The sequence below is a fragment of the Kitasatospora dryopteridis genome (assembly GCF_050749075.1).
GTDB lineage: Bacteria > Actinomycetota > Actinomycetes > Streptomycetales > Streptomycetaceae > Kitasatospora.
The window spans coordinates 1,889,072-1,904,580 of the sequence record NZ_CP192749.1; the positions used below are offsets into that span (position 1 = coordinate 1,889,072).

The window sequence follows — 15,509 nt, forward strand, 5'->3', positions numbered from 1 at the left end:
CGGCCGATCGCTGCCTTCGACGGGTCCGGCGCTCGTGCGCCGGACCCGTTGACGTGCCCGCGCCCCACCCGTACCGTCTGCACCAACCCTCGGAGGCACCACCATCCCCTCCGGGCCTCTGCGTGTCGCAGTACCCCGGGTACACATTCCACGCAGAGAAGGGACGCCCCCGTGGCCTCCACTTCGCGCCGCAGCCTGGTCGCGCTCGTAGCCGCCCTGCTGGCCGCCGTCCTGATCCCGTTGTCCTCGATGTCCGCGCACGGCGCAGACACCCCGCTGCGGACCCTCGCCACGGCCGACGGCCGCCAGATCGGCGTCGCGGTGGCGGACAACCGGCTCACCGGATCCACCGCCTACGCCTCGCTCGTGGCAACCCAGTTCAACTCGGTCACCGCCGAGAACGCGATGAAGTGGGACGCCGTCGAACCCGGCCAGGGCAACTTCAACTGGGCCGCCGCCGACCGCCTCGTCGCCGCCGCCCAGGCCAACGGGCAGGTCGTCCGCGGCCACACCCTCGCATGGCACAGCCAGGTGCCCGGCTGGATCACCAACGGCGGCTTCGGCGCAGCCCAGTTGCGCACCATGCTGCAACAGCACATCGCCACCGAGGCCGGCCGCTACGCCGGGAAGATCTACGCCTGGGACGTCGTCAACGAGGCCTTCAACGACAACGGCACCCGTCGCAGCAGCATCTGGCAGGACAACCTCGGCGACGGCTGGATCGCGGACTCGCTGACCTGGGCGCACCAGGCCGACCCCGCCGCCAAGCTGTACATCAACGACTACAGCATCGAGGGCGTCAACGCGAAGAGCACCGCGCTCTACAACCTGGTCAAGTCGCTGAAGCAGCAGGGCGTTCCGATCGACGGCGTCGGCTTCCAGGCGCACCTGGTCCTCGGCCAGGTGCCGTCCGACCTCAAGGCCAACCTGCAGCGCTTCGCCGACCTCGGCGTCGACGTGGCGATCACCGAGCTGGACGTCCGGATGCAGACGCCGTCCAACGCCACCACCCTGGCCACCCAGGCCGAGGACTACCGCAAGGTCATCGCCGCCTGCCGCGCCGTCACCCGGTGCGTGGGCGTGACCGTCTGGGGCCTGGACGACGCCGACTCCTGGGTGCCGGGCGTCTTCTCCGGCTACGGCGCCGCCACCCTGTACGACGAGAACCTGCAGCCCAAGCCGGCGTACTCCGCGGTGGCGGCCGCCTTCGGCGGGTCGACGGCCAGCCCCAGCACCTCCGCCTCGCCGTCCTCCTCGCCGTCCGGCTCCGCCTCGCCGAGCACGTCGCCCAGCTCCTCCCCCGTTCCGGGCGGCTGCACCGTGGCCTACCGCGTCGCCAACCAGTGGACGGGCGGCTTCACCGCGAACGTCACGGTGACCAACAAGGGCACCTCGGCGATCGGCCCCTGGCAGGTCGGCTGGCAGTTCACGGCGGGCCAGCAGGTGACCCAGGGCTGGAGCGCGGTCTTCACCCAGTCCGGCGCCGCCGTGGCCGCGGCCAACCCCTCCTGGGCGACCACCCTCGCCCCCGGCGCCTCCTACGCCTTCGGCTTCAACGGAAGCTACGGCAGCAGCAACCCCGCGCCGACCGCCTTCACCCTGAACGGCACCGTCTGCAGCGCGGTCTGACCGACCGTCCGATCCTCCGGCAGGACAGGACCTGCTCCCCCGCCCGGGGGAGCAGGTTCCCTTCTTCCTGCCGATGCGGCGGGCGCCACGGGAGTGGCAGGGTCGGGGCATGGACTCCACCGGCCTTCCGACACCCGTGCGCCGCCGCAGTGCGCTGCACGGCCTTCGTCCAGCACGCCGCGGGTCCCGTGCGGCGCAGTACGGGCGGCGGGTCGCGCTGCGCTGGGTCCATCTGGTGCTCGGCGGCGCCCTGCTGATGCCGTACTGGCTGCTCACCATGGTCGTGGTCGGGGTGCTGCTGCCCCGCACGGCGTCGCAGCACTCCTTCGCCGGACAGCTGCTGGCACTGGCCGCGGCGCTGCCGATGACCGCGGTGACCGGGCTCGTCCCGGTGGTGCGGGCACTGGAGAGCACCGCCGCCCGGGCGCTCTGCGCGGGCACGGCCGCGGCCCGGCTGTCGGTGCTGCCCTCCCGGTCGTGGGCGGCCCGGCGGCGCACGGCGGCCTGGTTCACCCTGCACCTGTTCCTCGGCGGGGTGGTGGCCGGGATGTCCCTCGCGATCCCGCCGGCCGTGGTCTCCCTGCTGGTGCTGCCGGCGGACGGCGACTGGGAGCAGTACTGGTTCGGCGACCACCCGCCGCCCGCACCGCTGATCGCCCTCGGCCTCGCCCTGCTGCTCGCCGGCGCGGTCGTGGCGGCGGGCGCCCTGCTGGCCCGCGCGGCCGGGCCGCTGCTCGGCCCCACCCCGGCCGAACGCATCGCCGCCGCCGAACGGCGGGCCCTCGAGCTGGCCCGGCGGAACCGGCTGGCCCGCGAACTGCACGACTCCGTCGGCCATGCGCTAGGCGCGGTGGCGATCCAGGCGGCCGCCGCGGGCCGGGTGCTGCGCAGCGACCCGGAGTTCGCCGCGGAGGCGCTCGCCGCGATCGAGGCGGTGGCCCGCGACGCGGTGGGCGAGCTGGACGCCGTCCTCGGACTGCTGCGCGAGGAGGAGACGGCCGGCGGCGGGCCCGCGCTCGACGGGCTGGACACCCTGCTCCGGCGGACGGCGTCGGCCGGGGTGGCGGTGGAGGCACGGCTCGACCCCGGCCTGGGCGGCCTGCCGCCGGCGCTCTCCCGGGAGGTGTACCGGATCGTCCAGGAGGGGCTGACCAATGTGCTGCGCCACGCCGGGCCGGTGCCCGCCCGGCTGCACATCCGGATCGACGACGGGGAGCTGACCGTGGACCTGACCAACCCGCCGGGGGCAGGCCGGACAACGAGGCAAGGCGGCGGGCGCGGCCTGCCCGGGATCACCGAGCGGGTGGCCGCACTCGGCGGCACCGGCAGTGCCGGGCCCGACGCCGCCGGCGGCTGGCGGCTCGCCGTCCGCCTCCCCCTGGCCACCGGCCGCGCCGGGGCCGGGCAGGAGGCGGGCGCATGATCCGCGTGCTGATCGCCGACGACGAGCGGCTGGTCCGCACCGGGCTGCGGGTGGTGCTGGACGCCGAACCCGACCTCACCGTGGTCGGCGAGGCCGAGGACGGCGCCGCCGTGCTGCCGCTGGTCCGCGAGCTCCGCCCGGACGTGGTGCTGATGGACGTCCGGATGCCCGGCACCGACGGCATCCGCGCCACCGAGCTGCTCACCGCCGAACCGGACGCGCCCCGGGTCCTGGTGGTCACCACCTTCGAGCACGACGACCACGTGTACGGGGCGCTGCGGGCGGGCGCCGCCGGGTTCCTGCTGAAGCGGGCCCGCGCGGAGGAGATGGTGCAGGCCGTCCGGACGGTCGCCGGGGGCGACTCCCTGCTGTTCCCGGAGGCGGTGCGCCGGATCGTCCCGGGCCCGGCCGTGCCGGCCGCGCCGGCGGAGTCGGCGGCGGCGGAGGCCCGCCGGCTGCTGCACCGGCTCACCCCGCGGGAGCGCGAGGTGCTGCGGCTGATGGCCGACGGGCTGAGCAACGGGGAGATCGCCGAACGGCTGGTGGTCAGCCCGGAGACGGTGAAGACGCACGTCGGGAACGTGCTCGCCAAGATCGGCGCGCGCGACCGCACCCAGGCCGTGGTGCTCGCCTACCGCTCCGGATTCATGGCCGCGGGGTGATCCACCGGCGCCGCGCACGCAGCTTCCACAGCTCACCTACCGGCGGGTAGAGTGCGGCGACCGGCCTGCCTGCCGACCCATCGGTCACGACGGCGGGCCGCGTCCGCACGCCGACAAGAACTGGTGAACCCATGACAGTCCGGACCAAGCCCGCCCTCTGGTGGCGGCTGGCCATCGTGCTCTCGGCCGGCCTGGGGCTGGTCCTCAGCAACAGCTCGCTGGTGTACTTCACCCTCGAGAGCAACGTCATCGTGCTCGGCTACTTCATCGGCGCCGTGTACTGGATGGTCAAGCGCAACACGGTGGACGCGCCCGCCCCGCGGCTGCGCGGCGCCGCCACGCTGTACATCGTGATCACCGGCCTGGTCTCGCACATCCTGCTCCAGCACGGCGAGAACCCGCTGCCCGGCCTGATGTCCGGCCCGGAGCGGCTGCAGCACTGGTCGAGCTTCTTCCTGCACTACGTCACCCCGGTGCTCGTCGTGGGCGACTGGCTCTTCCTCAAGCCGCGCAACGCCTCCCGCTGGAAGGACCTGCCGCTGTGGCTTTCCTTCCCGCTCGGGTACGCCCTGGTCACCGAGGCGCGGGCCATCCTCTTCCCGTCCTTCCCGCTGAAGTACCCGTACTTCTTCCTCGACCCGAACCCGGAGGGCTACGGCTGGGTGGCTGGCCAGATCGCCCAGCTGACGGTCGAGTTCGTCGTCCTGGGCGCCGTGGTGATCGGCCTCGACCGGCTCGGCACCAAGCTGGCCGGCGGGCGCCGCCGGGCCGCCGGGGCAGAGACGGCCGCAGCGGACGCGTCCGCGGCGGAGACGGCCGTCAAGGGCTGACCCGCCGCAGGCCGGCGCCGCACGGCGCCGGCCTCCGAGAACCCGCCGGGGAGGGAAGATCGCAGGGGGTCGGCCCTCCCCGGCGCCTCCGCTTCGTGCGCCCGCACCCACGGTGCGGGCGCACGGGCATTTTCACGGCGGGTGCCACGGACCCGTACGGCCTGCGGCTACAGCGGGTCGACGGTGCGCAGGCCGTCGCCGTCGAGCTCCAGCCAGCGGGTGATGCCGATCGACCGCAGGAACGGCAGGTCGTGGCTGACCACCACCAGCGCGCCCCGGTAGCCGGCCAGCGCCTGGGTGAGCTGGCGGACGCTCGCCAGGTCCAGGTTGTTGGTCGGCTCGTCCAGCAGCAGCAGCTGCGGCGGCGGCTCGGAGAGCAGCAGCGAGGCCAGCGTGGCCCGGAACCGCTCGCCGCCCGACAGCGTGGCGGCGGGCCGGTCGGCCCGCTCGCCGCGGAACAGGAACCGGGCCAGCCGCGCCCGGATCGCGTTGTTCCCCGCCGAGGGGGCGAACTGCCGCACGTTGCCGACCACGCTCAGCTCGTCGTCCAGCAGGTCGAGCCGCTGCGGGAGGTACCTCATCGGCACCGGCGTGCCCACCTCCCCCGCCGCCGGGGCGAGTTCGCCCGCGACGGTGCGCAGCAGGGTGGTCTTGCCGGAGCCGTTGCGGCCGACCAGGGCCACCCGCTCCGGGCCGCGCAGCTCCAGGTCGATCGGCGCTGCGCCGACCGGCCCGTGGGCCGGGCGCACCCGGTCGAGGACGAGCACCGTCCGTCCGGCCGGGACGGCGGTGTGCGGCAGGTCGATCCGGATCTCGGCGTCGTCGCGAACGGCCTCCTCCGCCGCGGTCAGCCGTTCCTTCGCATCGGCGAGCCGCTCGGCGTGCATGCCGCGCACCCGCCCGGAGGTCGCCTCGGCCTTGTTCTTGAACGCCCCGGCGAGGATCTTCGGGTCGTTGCGCTGGGCGGACTTCGCCTTCCCGTACGCGGCGCTGCGCTCCAGCCGGGCGCGGGCCTCGATCAGGTCGCGCTTCTGCCGCTGCACGTCGGCCGCGGCATTGCGCACCAGCCGCTCGGCGGTCTCCTGCTCGGCGGCCAGCGTCCGCTCGTAGTCCGCGAAGTTGCCGCCGTACCAGGTCACCGAGCCGTCCCTGAGGTCGGCGATCTGGTCGACGTGCTGCAGCAGTTCGCGGTCGTGACTGACGATCACCATGACACCGCGCCAGGCGGCCACCGCCTCGTACAGCCGCGCGCGGGCGGACCGGTCGAGGTTGTTGGTGGGCTCGTCCAGCAGCAGGACGTCCGGGCGGCGCAGCAGCAGGGCCGCGAGGTGCAGCAGCACGCCCTCGCCGCCGGAGAGTTCGCCGGTGGTGCGGCCCAGGTCGAGCCGGCCGAGGCCGAGCCGGTCCAGGGTCTCCCGGGCGCGCTCCTCGACGTCCCAGTCGTCGCCGACGGCGGTGAAGTGCCGCTCGTCGGTGTCGCCGGACTCGATGGCGTGCAGGGCCTCGCGGGCCGCCCGGATGCCGAGCGCCTCGTCGACCCGCTCGTCCTGCCGCAGGGTGAGGCCCTGCGGCAGGTAGCCGAGCTCGCCGCCGACCCGGACGGTGCCCGAGGTCGGCGTCAGCTCCCCGGCGATCAGCCGGAGCAGCGTCGACTTGCCGGCCCCGTTGAGGCCGATCAGACCGGTGCGGCCGGGCCCCACCGCGAGGTGGAAGCCGTCGAGGACGGGGACGCCGTCCGGCCACTCGAAGGACAGGTCGGTGCACAGGACGGAAGTGGTGGGTTGCGCCATGGATGGCCTCCTGCGGTTGCTTTTGGTGTGGGAGGGAGCAACACGGGAGACACCGCGGGAGCGGTAGGACGGCACAGGGCGGGCACGGGCACCGTGGAAGGTCCGGCTCTCGTCCGAGGTCGCACGCTCACGCACGCTCCACCGCCGACGGATGGTCGGGCGGGAGCATCGAGCGGTGTCTCGTGACCTCAGAAGAGCAAGGGCCTTCTCCAGACGTACGGGCTTGTCGTGCGAACGCCCACCACCGTACGGACCGCCCCGCGGAGCGGCAACGGATTATTCGGGGAGTCCACGACAGGGGCGCGAGCCGACCGCCCCTGGGTGTCGGTCCAGAACCGTTCGGTGTGCCGAAGGCGTCTCCAGGAGTGCGGGCAGGCCGGTCGATGGTGTCTGCCCCGGTCCCGGACGGGGGACGTCATGATTCGATTCGGCAAGCGCACCCTGGCCCTCGGCTCCGCAGCCGCCCTCCTCGCCGCCGGCGGGGCGGTGGCCGCCGCGGAGAGCGTCCAGGCCGCATCCACGACCCCCACCTGCCAGGCGGGCGACCTGTATCTGGCCGTCGGCAGCCCGCAGGGGGCCGCGGGTTCCTTCCTGTACCCGGTGGTGTTCACCAACACCGCCACCCACTCCTGTGCGCTGCGCGGCTACCCCGGGGTCAGCGTGCTCACGGTCGGCCACGCCATGATCGGCGCACCGGCCGCCCGCAACGGGGTCCCGGTGAGCACGGTGGTGCTCGCCCCCGCCGGGACCGCGACGGCGACGATCCGCACCAACGATCCGGGTGTGGTGCCGTCCTGCCGGACGACCTCGACCTACCTCGGGGTGTATCCGCCGGCGAGCACTCAGCAGAAGCTCGTCCCGTTCCACCTGCGGGTGTGCGGGGTGTTCGAGGTCAGCCCGGTGCAGAGCGCCTGACCTCGGTGCCGAACGGGCCCGCGGCCCGTTCGGCCTAGAATCGGCGCATCATGAGCGCCACTCTCGTAGTCAAGGACCTTGCCGCCGGCCACGGCGAGCGCACCCTCTTCTCCGGCCTGGACCTGGTGGTCGCGCCCGGTGACGTGATCGGCCTGGTCGGCGTGAACGGCGCCGGCAAGTCGACGCTGCTGCGGCTGCTGGCCGGCCTGGACACGCCGGAGGGCGGTGCGCTGCGGCTGAGCCCGCCGACCGCGAACGTCGGCCACCTGCCGCAGGAGCCGGAGCGCCGCGAGGGCGAGTCGGTGCGGGACTTCCTGGCCCGCCGGACGGGCGTGGCCGCGGCGCAGGCGGCACTGGACGAGGCGACCGAGGGCCTGGTGGAGGGCCGTCCCGGTGCGGACGACGCGTACGCGGCGAGCCTGGACCGCTGGCTGGACCTGGGCGGCGCCGACCTGGAGGAGCGGGCCGAGGAGGTCGCCGACCAGCTCGGGCTGAAGGTGTCGCTGGACCTGCCGATGACCGCGCTGTCCGGCGGCCAGGCGGCGCGGGCGGGCCTCGCCTCGCTGCTGCTGTCGCGCTACGACGTGTTCCTGCTGGACGAGCCGACCAACGACCTGGACCTGGACGGCCTGGAGCGGCTGGAGTCCTTCGTGAAGGGCCTGCGCGCGGGCACGGTGCTGATCAGCCACGACCGCGAGTTCCTGGCCCGTACGGTGACCCGGGTGCTGGAGCTGGACCTGCACCAGCAGCAGGTCAACCTGTACGGCGGCGGCTACGAGGCGTACCTGGAGGAGCGGGCGGTGGCCCGCCGGCACGCCCGCGAGCAGTACGAGGACTTCGCGGACACCAAGGCCTCGCTGGAGGCCCGCGCGCAGATGCAGCGCAACTGGATGGAGCACGGCGTCCGCAACGCCCGCCGCAAGGGCGGGGACAACGACAAGAAGGCGCGGGCGACCCGCGCCGAGTCGACGGAGAAGCAGGCCTCGAAGGCCCGGCAGACGCAGCGCATGATCGAGCGGCTGGACGTGGTGGAGGAGCCGCGCAAGGAGTGGGAGCTGCGGATGGAGATCGCCACCGCGCCGCGCTCCGGCGCCGTGGTGGCCACCCTCCGCGGTGCGACGGCGCAGCGCGGGGACTTCTCCTTCGGGCCGGTCGACCTGCAGATCGACTGGGCGGACCGGGTCGCGATCACCGGGGCGAACGGCGCGGGCAAGTCCACGCTGCTGGCCGCCCTGCTGGGCCGGCTCGAACTGGACGGCGGCAGTGCCTCGCTGGGCTCCGGCGTGGTGGTCGGCGAGGTGGACCAGGCGCGCGGGCTGTTCCTCGGCGAGGAGCCGTTGTCGGCGGCGTTCGCCGCGGCGGTGCCGGAGTTCAGCGACGAGGAGGTGCGCACGCTGCTCGCCAAGTTCGGGCTGAAGGCGGTGCACGTGCTGCGTCCGGCGGGCACGCTGTCGCCCGGTGAGCGGACGAGGGCGGCGCTGGCGCTGCTGCAGGCCCGCGGGGTGAACCTGCTGGTGCTGGACGAGCCGACCAACCACCTGGACCTGCCGGCGATCGAGCAGTTGGAGTCGGCGCTGGCCTCGTACACGGGGACGCTGCTGCTGGTGACGCACGACCGGCGGATGCTGGAGGCGGTCACGGTGAACCGGCGGCTGGTGGTCGAGGGCGGCCGGGTCCGCGAGCTCTGACAACGGTCGCAGGAGGTCTGTGCCACCGGCCCGCCGTGTGCTGTGTCGGATCTGCGACGCAAGGGGCTGGAAAAAGTCCTGGTGCGGCTGTGACGGTCAGGGCGGGCGCCGGTCCCGGAGAGGGGCGGGCGCCCGCCCCGGCGCGCCGGGAAAGGCGTTGAAGGCGCCGCTGGCCTGCACCGATAATCCTTGTCATGAACCACACTGCCGACGTTCCTGACACCGGCCCGCGCCCGGTGTCCGACGCCCGCCCGCCGGAGCTGCTTCCACTGCCGCTCGGCGCCTCGCTCCGGCGCCGCCGGGTGGCGGACGCGGCCGCGCTCAACGAGGCCGTCCGCACCAACCTGGACCACCTGCGCCCGTGGATGCCGTGGGCGAAGGCCGCGCCGAGCATGGAGCACAGCATCGAGATGTCCCGGGCCGGCGAGGAGGTCTGGGACGCCGGCACCGACTTCATGTACGTGCTCGCGCCGGACGCCGAACCGGGCGAGGTGATCGGCGCGTTCGGCCTGCACGGGCGGATCGGGCCGGGCGCCCTGGAGATCGGCTACTGGGTCTCCGAGCGGCACGTCGGCCGTGGCCTGGCCACGGCGGGCGCGCGGGCGCTCACCGAGGCCGCGCTGGCCCTGCCGGGGGTCGGGCGGGTGGAGATCCACTGCGACGAGGCCAACACGGCGAGCGCGGCCGTCCCGCGGAAGCTCGGCTACCGGCTGGACCGGATCGACGAGTCGCTGATCACCGCACCCTCCGAGACCGGCCGCAAGCTGATCTGGGTGATGGACAAGACAGCCTGAAGGAACCTGAGTGGTCAGATCAGGGGCGCGGGGAACTGCGCAATTCGGATGCGGGAGTCATGACTGCACGGGCCAAGCCGTGATCTGTACGACGGCCCGCATCCGAATCGCGCAGTTCCGCCCCCAGCCTTCGGCTGGAAGGTGCCCCAGCGCCCCTGAAGACAGCGCCCCTGTCGCGGTTCAGTAGCGGTCGCCGACCGGGGCCGGCAGGGCGTCCAGTTCGGCGAGGTCCTCGGCGGAGAGCCGGACGTCGGCCGAGGCGGCGTTGTCCGCCAGGTACTTCGGCGTCTTGGTGCCCGGGATCGGGATCACCAGCCGGCCCTGTGCCAGCACCCAGGCGAGCGCCACCTGGGCGGTCGTGGCGCCCGTCCGCTCCGCGATCTCCTTGACCTTCGCCACCAGCGCCAGGTTGGCCTCCAGCGCCTCGGCCTGGAAGCGCGGCAGGGTGGCCCGCCAGTCGTCGGCCGGCAGGTCGCCGGTCGAGGAGAACCGGCCGGCCAGGAAGCCGCGGCCGAGCGGGGAGAACGGCAGGAAGGCGATGCCGTTGGCCTCGGTGAAGGGCAGCACCTCGGCGAGGGCGTCCCGCGTCCACAGCGAGAGTTCGGACTGCACGGAGGCCACCGGGTGGACGGCCTGCGCCCGCTCGATCTGCTCCACCGTCACCTCGGACAGGCCGATCTGCCGCGCCTTGCCGGCCTGCACGGCCTCGGCGAGGGCGCCCCAGGTCTCCTCGATCGGCACCTTCGGGTCGACCCGGTGCAGCTGGTAGAGGTCGACGTGGTCGGTGCCGAGGCGGCGGAGGCTGTCGTCGATCGCCTTCCGCACGTGCTCGGGGCGCCCGTCGTTGCCGACCCGCTCGCCGCCCGTTCCGGGCACCAGGCCGACCTTGGTGGCGAGCACCGCCCGCTCGCGGTACGGCCCGGCCAGTGCCTTGCCGACCAGTTCCTCGTTGTCGTACGGGCCGTAGATGTCGGCGGTGTCGATCAGGGTGACCCCGAGGTCGAGCGCCGTGCGGATCACCTCGACCGAGGTGGTGTCGTCCCGCCCGTTGGGGTCGTAGGCCCAGGTCATCCCCATGCAGCCGAGTCCGACCACTCCGACCTCGGGGCCCTCGGTGCCGAGCTTGGTGGTGCGCATTGCTCCTCCTTCGGTGGTGATCCGGTCGCAGGGCAAGCCTGCCGGTTGGAGTGCACTCGAGGTCAAGTCGGAATCCGACGACCCGTCAGCCAGCGGAGGGGCGGAGCCGGGGACGGCGGACCTTAACGGCGCCGTAAGCCTCGCCCATGTGCGCCCAGGAGGGTTGACGCACCCAATGGTCTAGGCCATTTTGTGGTGAGCGGCGCCGCACACCGCCCCCTCGGCCCGCCCGCGCACCCCCACGACCCGCGCGGGCACCCGGCCACGTCCCCGAAAGGCACTCCCCATGCCACGCGCGCTCCACCGCCATGCCGCCCGCCGCAAGGGCCGCATCGCCGCGGCCGTCTGCGCGGCCGCCCTCGCCGCGGGCGGCCTCTCCGTCCTCGCGTCCGGCGCCGACGCGGCCGCCGCCAACCTGCTCGCCAACCCCGGCCTGGAGAGCGGTTCGCTCGGCCCCTGGACCTGCTCCGCCGGCACCGGCTCCGTGGTCAACACCGGTGCACACGGCGGCTCGTACGCGCTGCGCGGCGCCGCCTCCGCCAGCGACACCGCGCAGTGCACGCAGACCGTCGCCGTCCAGCCGAACACCACCTACAGCCTCTCCGCCTGGGTGCAGGGCCAGTACGTCTACCTCGGCGCCACCGGAAACGGCGTCACCGACCCGGCCACCTGGACGCCCGGCGGCAGCAGCTGGCAGCAGCTGAGCACCGGCTTCAAGACCGGCCCCGCCACCACCAGCGTCACCGTCTACCTGCACGGCTGGTACGGCCAGGGCGCCTACCTCGCCGACGACCTGGTCCTCTCCGGCCCCGGCGGCACCCCGACCACCACGCCGACGGCGACGCCCACCACCACCCCGACCGCGACCGCCACGGCGACCCCGACCGCGACCTCCAGCCCGTCCCCCACCTCCACCGGCCCCGCGGTGGCCGTCCCGGTCGCCCCGTACGTCGACATGGGTGCCTGGCCGACCCCCTCGCTGACCGCGATGGCGAGCGCCGGGAACCTCAAGTCCTTCACCCTCGCCTTCGTGACCTCGACCGGCTGCAAGGCCAGCTGGTTCAACGCCTACGACCCGCGCACCGGCTGGGGCAAGGACCAGATCGACGCGATCCGGGCGGCCGGCGGGGACGTCAAGGTGTCCTTCGGCGGCGCCTCCGGCACCGAACTCGCCCAGGCCTGCTCGACCGTGGACTCGCTCTTCGCCGAGTACGACGCCGTGGTGAAGGCCTACGGCCTGAAGTACGTCGACTTCGACATCGAGGGCGCGGCCGTGCCCGACACCGCCGCCAACGCCCGCCGCGGCGCCGCCCTCGCCAAGCTGCAGCAGGCCCACCCCGGCCTGAAGGTCTCCTTCACCCTGCCCGTGCTGCCCGAGGGCCTCACCGCCGAGGGCGTCTCCGTCGTCCGCGCAGCCCGGGACGCCGGCGTGGCCGTCGACCTGGTCAACGTGATGGCCATGGACTACAACCGGCCCGCCACCGACTACGGCACCGACGCCGTGCAGGCCGCCCAGTCCACCCGCGACCAGCTCGCGACCCTCTACCCGGCCAAGAGCGACGCCCAGCTGTGGGCGATGACCGGCGTCACCCCGATGCTCGGCGAGAACGACGACCACGGCATCTACAACCAGGACGACGCACGGCAGTTGGTCGCCTTCGCCCAGCAGCACCACCTGGGCATGCTGTCCTTCTGGGAGATGGGACGCGACGCCAACGCCTGCACCGGCGCCCTCTACAAGTGCACCAACATCCCGCAGAGCCCGTACGAGTTCTCGAAGATCTTCGCGCAGTACCGGGGCTGACACCGCACCGCCCCACCCGTACCGGCGACCCCCGGCGGAGCCCCAACCGGCCCGCCGGGGGTCGCCCCCATTCCACCCGTCGAACACCTGACCGACCCTCACACACCTGGGGCATCATGGGCGTCGGCCGCCCGCCACCGCACCCCGACCCCCGGGAGACCCGCACATGCCCTTCGACCGCGCCCTGCCGCGCCGCGCCTGGCACCACCTCGAGCCGCTGCACGCCGTGCTCTACTACGCCCCCGAGGCGTTCGCCGAGGCCGCGGCGCTCGGCTACGACACCACCACCCGCTGGCCCGGCTACTTCGCCTGGCGGACGGCGCCGTTCGGCGCCGCGAGCGCCGAACTCGCCACCGCGGTCTGCTACAGCTTCAGCCCGGCCGCCGTCGCCCGGCACGTCCCCGCCGCCTGGTCGGTCGCCGCCCCCGAGGACGTCCTCGCGGCCCGGCTGCGCGCCGTGGACGCCTTCTACCGCGGCCTGCTCGACGGCGCCGGCCTCCCCGGTCTGGACGAGGCCGCCGAACTCGCCCGTGCCGCCGCCGAGTCCGCCCCGGTCGCCGGGCGCCCGCTGGCCGCCGCCAACGCCGCCCTCCCCTGGCCCGACGAGCCGCACCTGGTCATCTGGCAGGCCGCCACCGTGCTCCGCGAGCACCGCGGCGACGGACACCTCACCGCCCTCCAGGCCGCCGGCCTCGACCCCTGCGAGTCGCTGGTGTCGCTCGCCGCCACCGGGGCCGTCGCCGTGCCCGACTTCGCCGGCCGCGGCTGGACCGGCGAGGAGTGGGCCGCCGCCACCGAACGGCTGGCCGCCCGCGGCTGGGTGGACGTCGAGGGCCGCGCCACCGACCTCGGACGGGCCGGCCGCAACGAGGTGGAGCGGCTCACCGACCGGCTCGCGGCCGCGCCCTGGGAGGCCCTCGGTGCCGACCGCACCGAGCGCCTGCTCGACCTGCTCGGCCCGCTCTTCCTCACCGTCGTCCGGGCCGGCCTCTTCCCGCCCGGCGGCACCCTCGGGATCATGACCGTCCCGGCACCCACCTGGTGACGGCCCGGCACGGCGGCGCCGGCCGGTCCTAGACCGACCGGCACATGGGGGTGGGAGAAGGAGCGCCCGCCGCGCCAGCGGCTGATGTCGGCGTAGGGCCGAGTCCGGGCGGTGCCGACGAGGGAGTGGCAGCGGAGCTGCGGCGCCCGAGGAGAAGCCGTTCGGGCGAGAGCCATGGCGCCGCGACGCCGCCCCCCATGTGCCGGTCGGTCTTAATCGATTCCGGCCTGACGGTGGCGGTCGCTAGGCTCCCAGCACCGCCGGGGCGGCCGGCTGCCCGGCGACCCGGGCGGTGCACTGCGAGCCCCGCGACCGCCGCCGGGCCGCCGACCGAGCCCGAACGGAGGGGCCATGCTGCTGCGCACCGAGCTTTCCGAGGACGAACTGGCCGCCTACGAGCACACCGTGGCCCGCCTGCGGAGGCTCCCCGCCGACCACCCCGTCCGGGTCAGGGCGGAGAAGACCGCCGACGCGTTCATCCGCGAAGGCCGCCGCCGGCGCCGGCAGCAGGTTCAGGACCTCGCCCGGGTCGCCGACACCGCCCTCGTGCACGCCACCGCCACCGGCGCGGTCGACCGCCGCGAGGACGCCCCGCTGGCCGCACCGGACACCCCCGGGCCGATCGGCACCCTCATACGCTCCCACCACTGCTATGTCTGCAAGTCGACATACCGTCAGATGGATGCGTTCTACCACCGGCTCTGCCCCCGCTGCGCAGCCCTCAACACGGCCCGCCGCACCCTCGGCACCGACCTGCGCGGCCGCCGTGCCCTGCTCACCGGCGGCCGGGTCAAGATCGGCTTCCAGCTCGCCCTGATGATGCTCCGCGACGGCGCCGACCTCACCGTCACCAGCCGGTTCCCCGGCGACACCCTGCGCCGCTTCCGCGCCGCCGCCGACAGCGACACCTGGTGGGACCGGCTCCGCGTGGTCGGCATCGACCTCCGCGACCCGCGCCAGGTCCTCGGCCTCTGCGAGCAACTGCACGCCGAGGGCAAGCCGCTGGACATCCTGGTCAACAACGCCGCCCAGACCATCCGCCGGCCCCCGGAGGCGTACGCCCTGCTCACCGCCGGCGAGCAGGGCGAACTGCCCGCCGGTGCCCGGGTGCTGCACGCCCCCGGCTTCCGCCCGATGCCCGCGCTCGCCCCGGCCTGGCCCACCGCCGAGCTCGAGTCCGCCGAGCCCGCCGCCGCGGCCCCGGCCCTCCCGGCCGCGCTGCGGCCGGAGGCCGACGAGGCAGGCCTGCTGCCCGACACCGCCGAGCACAACTCCTGGTCGGCCCGGCTCGGCACGCTGGACGCGGCCGAGGTCCTGGAGGTCCAGCTGGTCAACGCGGTCGCCCCGGCACTGCTCTGCGACCGGCTGCTGCCGCTGCTGCTCGCCTCGCCGCACCCGAACCGGTACATCGTCAACGTGACCGCCGTGGAGGGCCGGTTCGCCGTCCGCAACAAGACCCCGGACCACCCGCACACCAACATGGCGAAGGCCGCCCTCAACATGCTCACCCGGACCAGCGCCTCCGAACTGGCCAAGCACGGCGTCCACCTGTGCGCCGTCGACACCGGCTGGATCACCGACGAGACCCCGGCGCCGGTCAAGGCCCGCAAGTCCGCCGCGGGCTTCCGCACCCCGCTGGACATCGTCGACGGCGCGGCCCGGATCTACGACCCCATCGTCCGCGGCGAGGCCGGCTCCCCGGTCTCCGGCGTCTTCCTCAAGGACTACCAGGAGGCCGCCTGGTAAGCGGTCCGCAACGGCGGAACGGGGAGCGGCCGCGCACCGGGCCGCT

The 15,509-nt window shown here is 74.2% G+C and carries 12 protein-coding genes; 10 read left to right on the forward strand and 2 right to left on the reverse strand.

The window, feature by feature from the left end; all coding sequences use genetic code 11:
• Positions 1 to 249: 249 nt before the first annotated feature.
• The 4 genes from ACQ614_RS08635 to ACQ614_RS08650 all read left to right on the forward strand — a co-directional run bounded on the left by ACQ614_RS08635 (position 250) and on the right by ACQ614_RS08650 (position 4,544).
• Entirely contained in the window at positions 250 to 1,629 is a 1,380-nt protein-coding gene (locus ACQ614_RS08635; protein WP_431683865.1) for an endo-1,4-beta-xylanase, read from the forward strand.
• Between the two features lie 109 nt (positions 1,630 to 1,738).
• Positions 1,739 to 3,052, forward strand: a complete 1,314-nt coding sequence (locus tag ACQ614_RS08640) for a sensor histidine kinase (protein WP_431677814.1) — start codon at positions 1,739 to 1,741, stop codon at positions 3,050 to 3,052.
• Entirely contained in the window at positions 3,049 to 3,714 is a 666-nt protein-coding gene (locus ACQ614_RS08645) for a response regulator transcription factor (RefSeq protein WP_431677816.1), read from the forward strand. The genes ACQ614_RS08640 and ACQ614_RS08645 overlap by 4 nt, the downstream gene beginning before the upstream one ends.
• 131 nt (positions 3,715 to 3,845) lie before the next feature.
• Positions 3,846 to 4,544, forward strand: coding sequence for a Pr6Pr family membrane protein (locus ACQ614_RS08650; RefSeq protein ID WP_431677817.1), 699 nt, complete (start codon positions 3,846 to 3,848; stop codon positions 4,542 to 4,544).
• Between the two features lie 167 nt (positions 4,545 to 4,711).
• On the opposite strand, the gene ACQ614_RS08655 is transcribed toward ACQ614_RS08650, so the two are convergent.
• Positions 4,712 to 6,334 (reverse strand): ABC-F family ATP-binding cassette domain-containing protein, encoded by a 1,623-nt coding sequence (locus ACQ614_RS08655; RefSeq protein WP_431677818.1) that lies wholly within the window; start codon positions 6,332 to 6,334, stop codon positions 4,712 to 4,714.
• A 417-nt stretch (positions 6,335 to 6,751) separates the two neighbouring features.
• Here ACQ614_RS08655 and ACQ614_RS08660 point away from each other — a divergent pair, with 417 nt between their 5' ends.
• The 3 genes from ACQ614_RS08660 to ACQ614_RS08670 all read left to right on the forward strand — a co-directional run bounded on the left by ACQ614_RS08660 (position 6,752) and on the right by ACQ614_RS08670 (position 9,731).
• A complete protein-coding gene (locus ACQ614_RS08660; RefSeq protein ID WP_431677819.1) occupies positions 6,752 to 7,249 on the forward strand; it encodes a DUF4232 domain-containing protein in 498 nt (165 codons plus the stop codon).
• A gap of 50 nt (positions 7,250 to 7,299) precedes the next feature.
• A complete protein-coding gene (locus ACQ614_RS08665) occupies positions 7,300 to 8,937 on the forward strand; it encodes an ABC-F family ATP-binding cassette domain-containing protein (protein WP_431677820.1) in 1,638 nt (545 codons plus the stop codon).
• A gap of 194 nt (positions 8,938 to 9,131) precedes the next feature.
• Entirely contained in the window at positions 9,132 to 9,731 is a 600-nt protein-coding gene (locus ACQ614_RS08670; protein WP_431677821.1) for a GNAT family N-acetyltransferase, read from the forward strand.
• A gap of 180 nt (positions 9,732 to 9,911) precedes the next feature.
• Here the strand turns inward: ACQ614_RS08670 and ACQ614_RS08675 are convergent, their stop codons facing one another.
• On the reverse strand, positions 9,912 to 10,868 hold the full coding sequence (locus tag ACQ614_RS08675) for an aldo/keto reductase (RefSeq protein WP_431677822.1): 957 nt from the start codon (positions 10,866 to 10,868) through the stop codon (positions 9,912 to 9,914).
• Between the two features lie 286 nt (positions 10,869 to 11,154).
• Between ACQ614_RS08675 and ACQ614_RS08680 the strand changes: the two genes are divergently transcribed.
• From ACQ614_RS08680 to ACQ614_RS08690, 3 genes are all read left to right on the forward strand, one after another.
• On the forward strand, positions 11,155 to 12,672 hold the full coding sequence (locus tag ACQ614_RS08680; protein ID WP_431677823.1) for a carbohydrate binding domain-containing protein: 1,518 nt from the start codon (positions 11,155 to 11,157) through the stop codon (positions 12,670 to 12,672).
• A gap of 166 nt (positions 12,673 to 12,838) precedes the next feature.
• Positions 12,839 to 13,717, forward strand: coding sequence for an SCO6745 family protein (locus ACQ614_RS08685; protein WP_431677824.1), 879 nt, complete (start codon positions 12,839 to 12,841; stop codon positions 13,715 to 13,717).
• Between the two features lie 351 nt (positions 13,718 to 14,068).
• On the forward strand, positions 14,069 to 15,463 hold the full coding sequence (locus ACQ614_RS08690) for an SDR family NAD(P)-dependent oxidoreductase (protein ID WP_431677825.1): 1,395 nt from the start codon (positions 14,069 to 14,071) through the stop codon (positions 15,461 to 15,463).
• Positions 15,464 to 15,509: the final 46 nt, after the last annotated feature.

Excerpts from the sequence above, each read along its gene's own strand:
- ACQ614_RS08680 (WP_431677823.1), top strand. The coding sequence starts at position 11,155 with ATGCCACGCGCGCTCCACCGCCATGCCGCCCGCCGCAAGGGCCGCATC.
- ACQ614_RS08675 (WP_431677822.1), bottom strand. The coding sequence starts at position 10,868 with ATGCGCACCACCAAGCTCGGCACCGAGGGCCCCGAGGTCGGAGTGGTC.
- ACQ614_RS08685 (WP_431677824.1), top strand. The coding sequence starts at position 12,839 with ATGCCCTTCGACCGCGCCCTGCCGCGCCGCGCCTGGCACCACCTCGAG.
- ACQ614_RS08660 (WP_431677819.1), top strand. The coding sequence starts at position 6,752 with ATGATTCGATTCGGCAAGCGCACCCTGGCCCTCGGCTCCGCAGCCGCC.
- ACQ614_RS08645 (WP_431677816.1), top strand. The coding sequence starts at position 3,049 with ATGATCCGCGTGCTGATCGCCGACGACGAGCGGCTGGTCCGCACCGGG.
- ACQ614_RS08650 (WP_431677817.1), top strand. The coding sequence starts at position 3,846 with ATGACAGTCCGGACCAAGCCCGCCCTCTGGTGGCGGCTGGCCATCGTG.
- ACQ614_RS08690 (WP_431677825.1), top strand. The coding sequence starts at position 14,069 with ATGCTGCTGCGCACCGAGCTTTCCGAGGACGAACTGGCCGCCTACGAG.
- ACQ614_RS08670 (WP_431677821.1), top strand. The coding sequence starts at position 9,132 with ATGAACCACACTGCCGACGTTCCTGACACCGGCCCGCGCCCGGTGTCC.
- ACQ614_RS08665 (WP_431677820.1), top strand. The coding sequence starts at position 7,300 with ATGAGCGCCACTCTCGTAGTCAAGGACCTTGCCGCCGGCCACGGCGAG.
- ACQ614_RS08655 (WP_431677818.1), bottom strand. The coding sequence starts at position 6,334 with ATGGCGCAACCCACCACTTCCGTCCTGTGCACCGACCTGTCCTTCGAG.
- ACQ614_RS08635 (WP_431683865.1), top strand. The coding sequence starts at position 250 with ATGTCCGCGCACGGCGCAGACACCCCGCTGCGGACCCTCGCCACGGCC.
- ACQ614_RS08640 (WP_431677814.1), top strand. The coding sequence starts at position 1,739 with ATGGACTCCACCGGCCTTCCGACACCCGTGCGCCGCCGCAGTGCGCTG.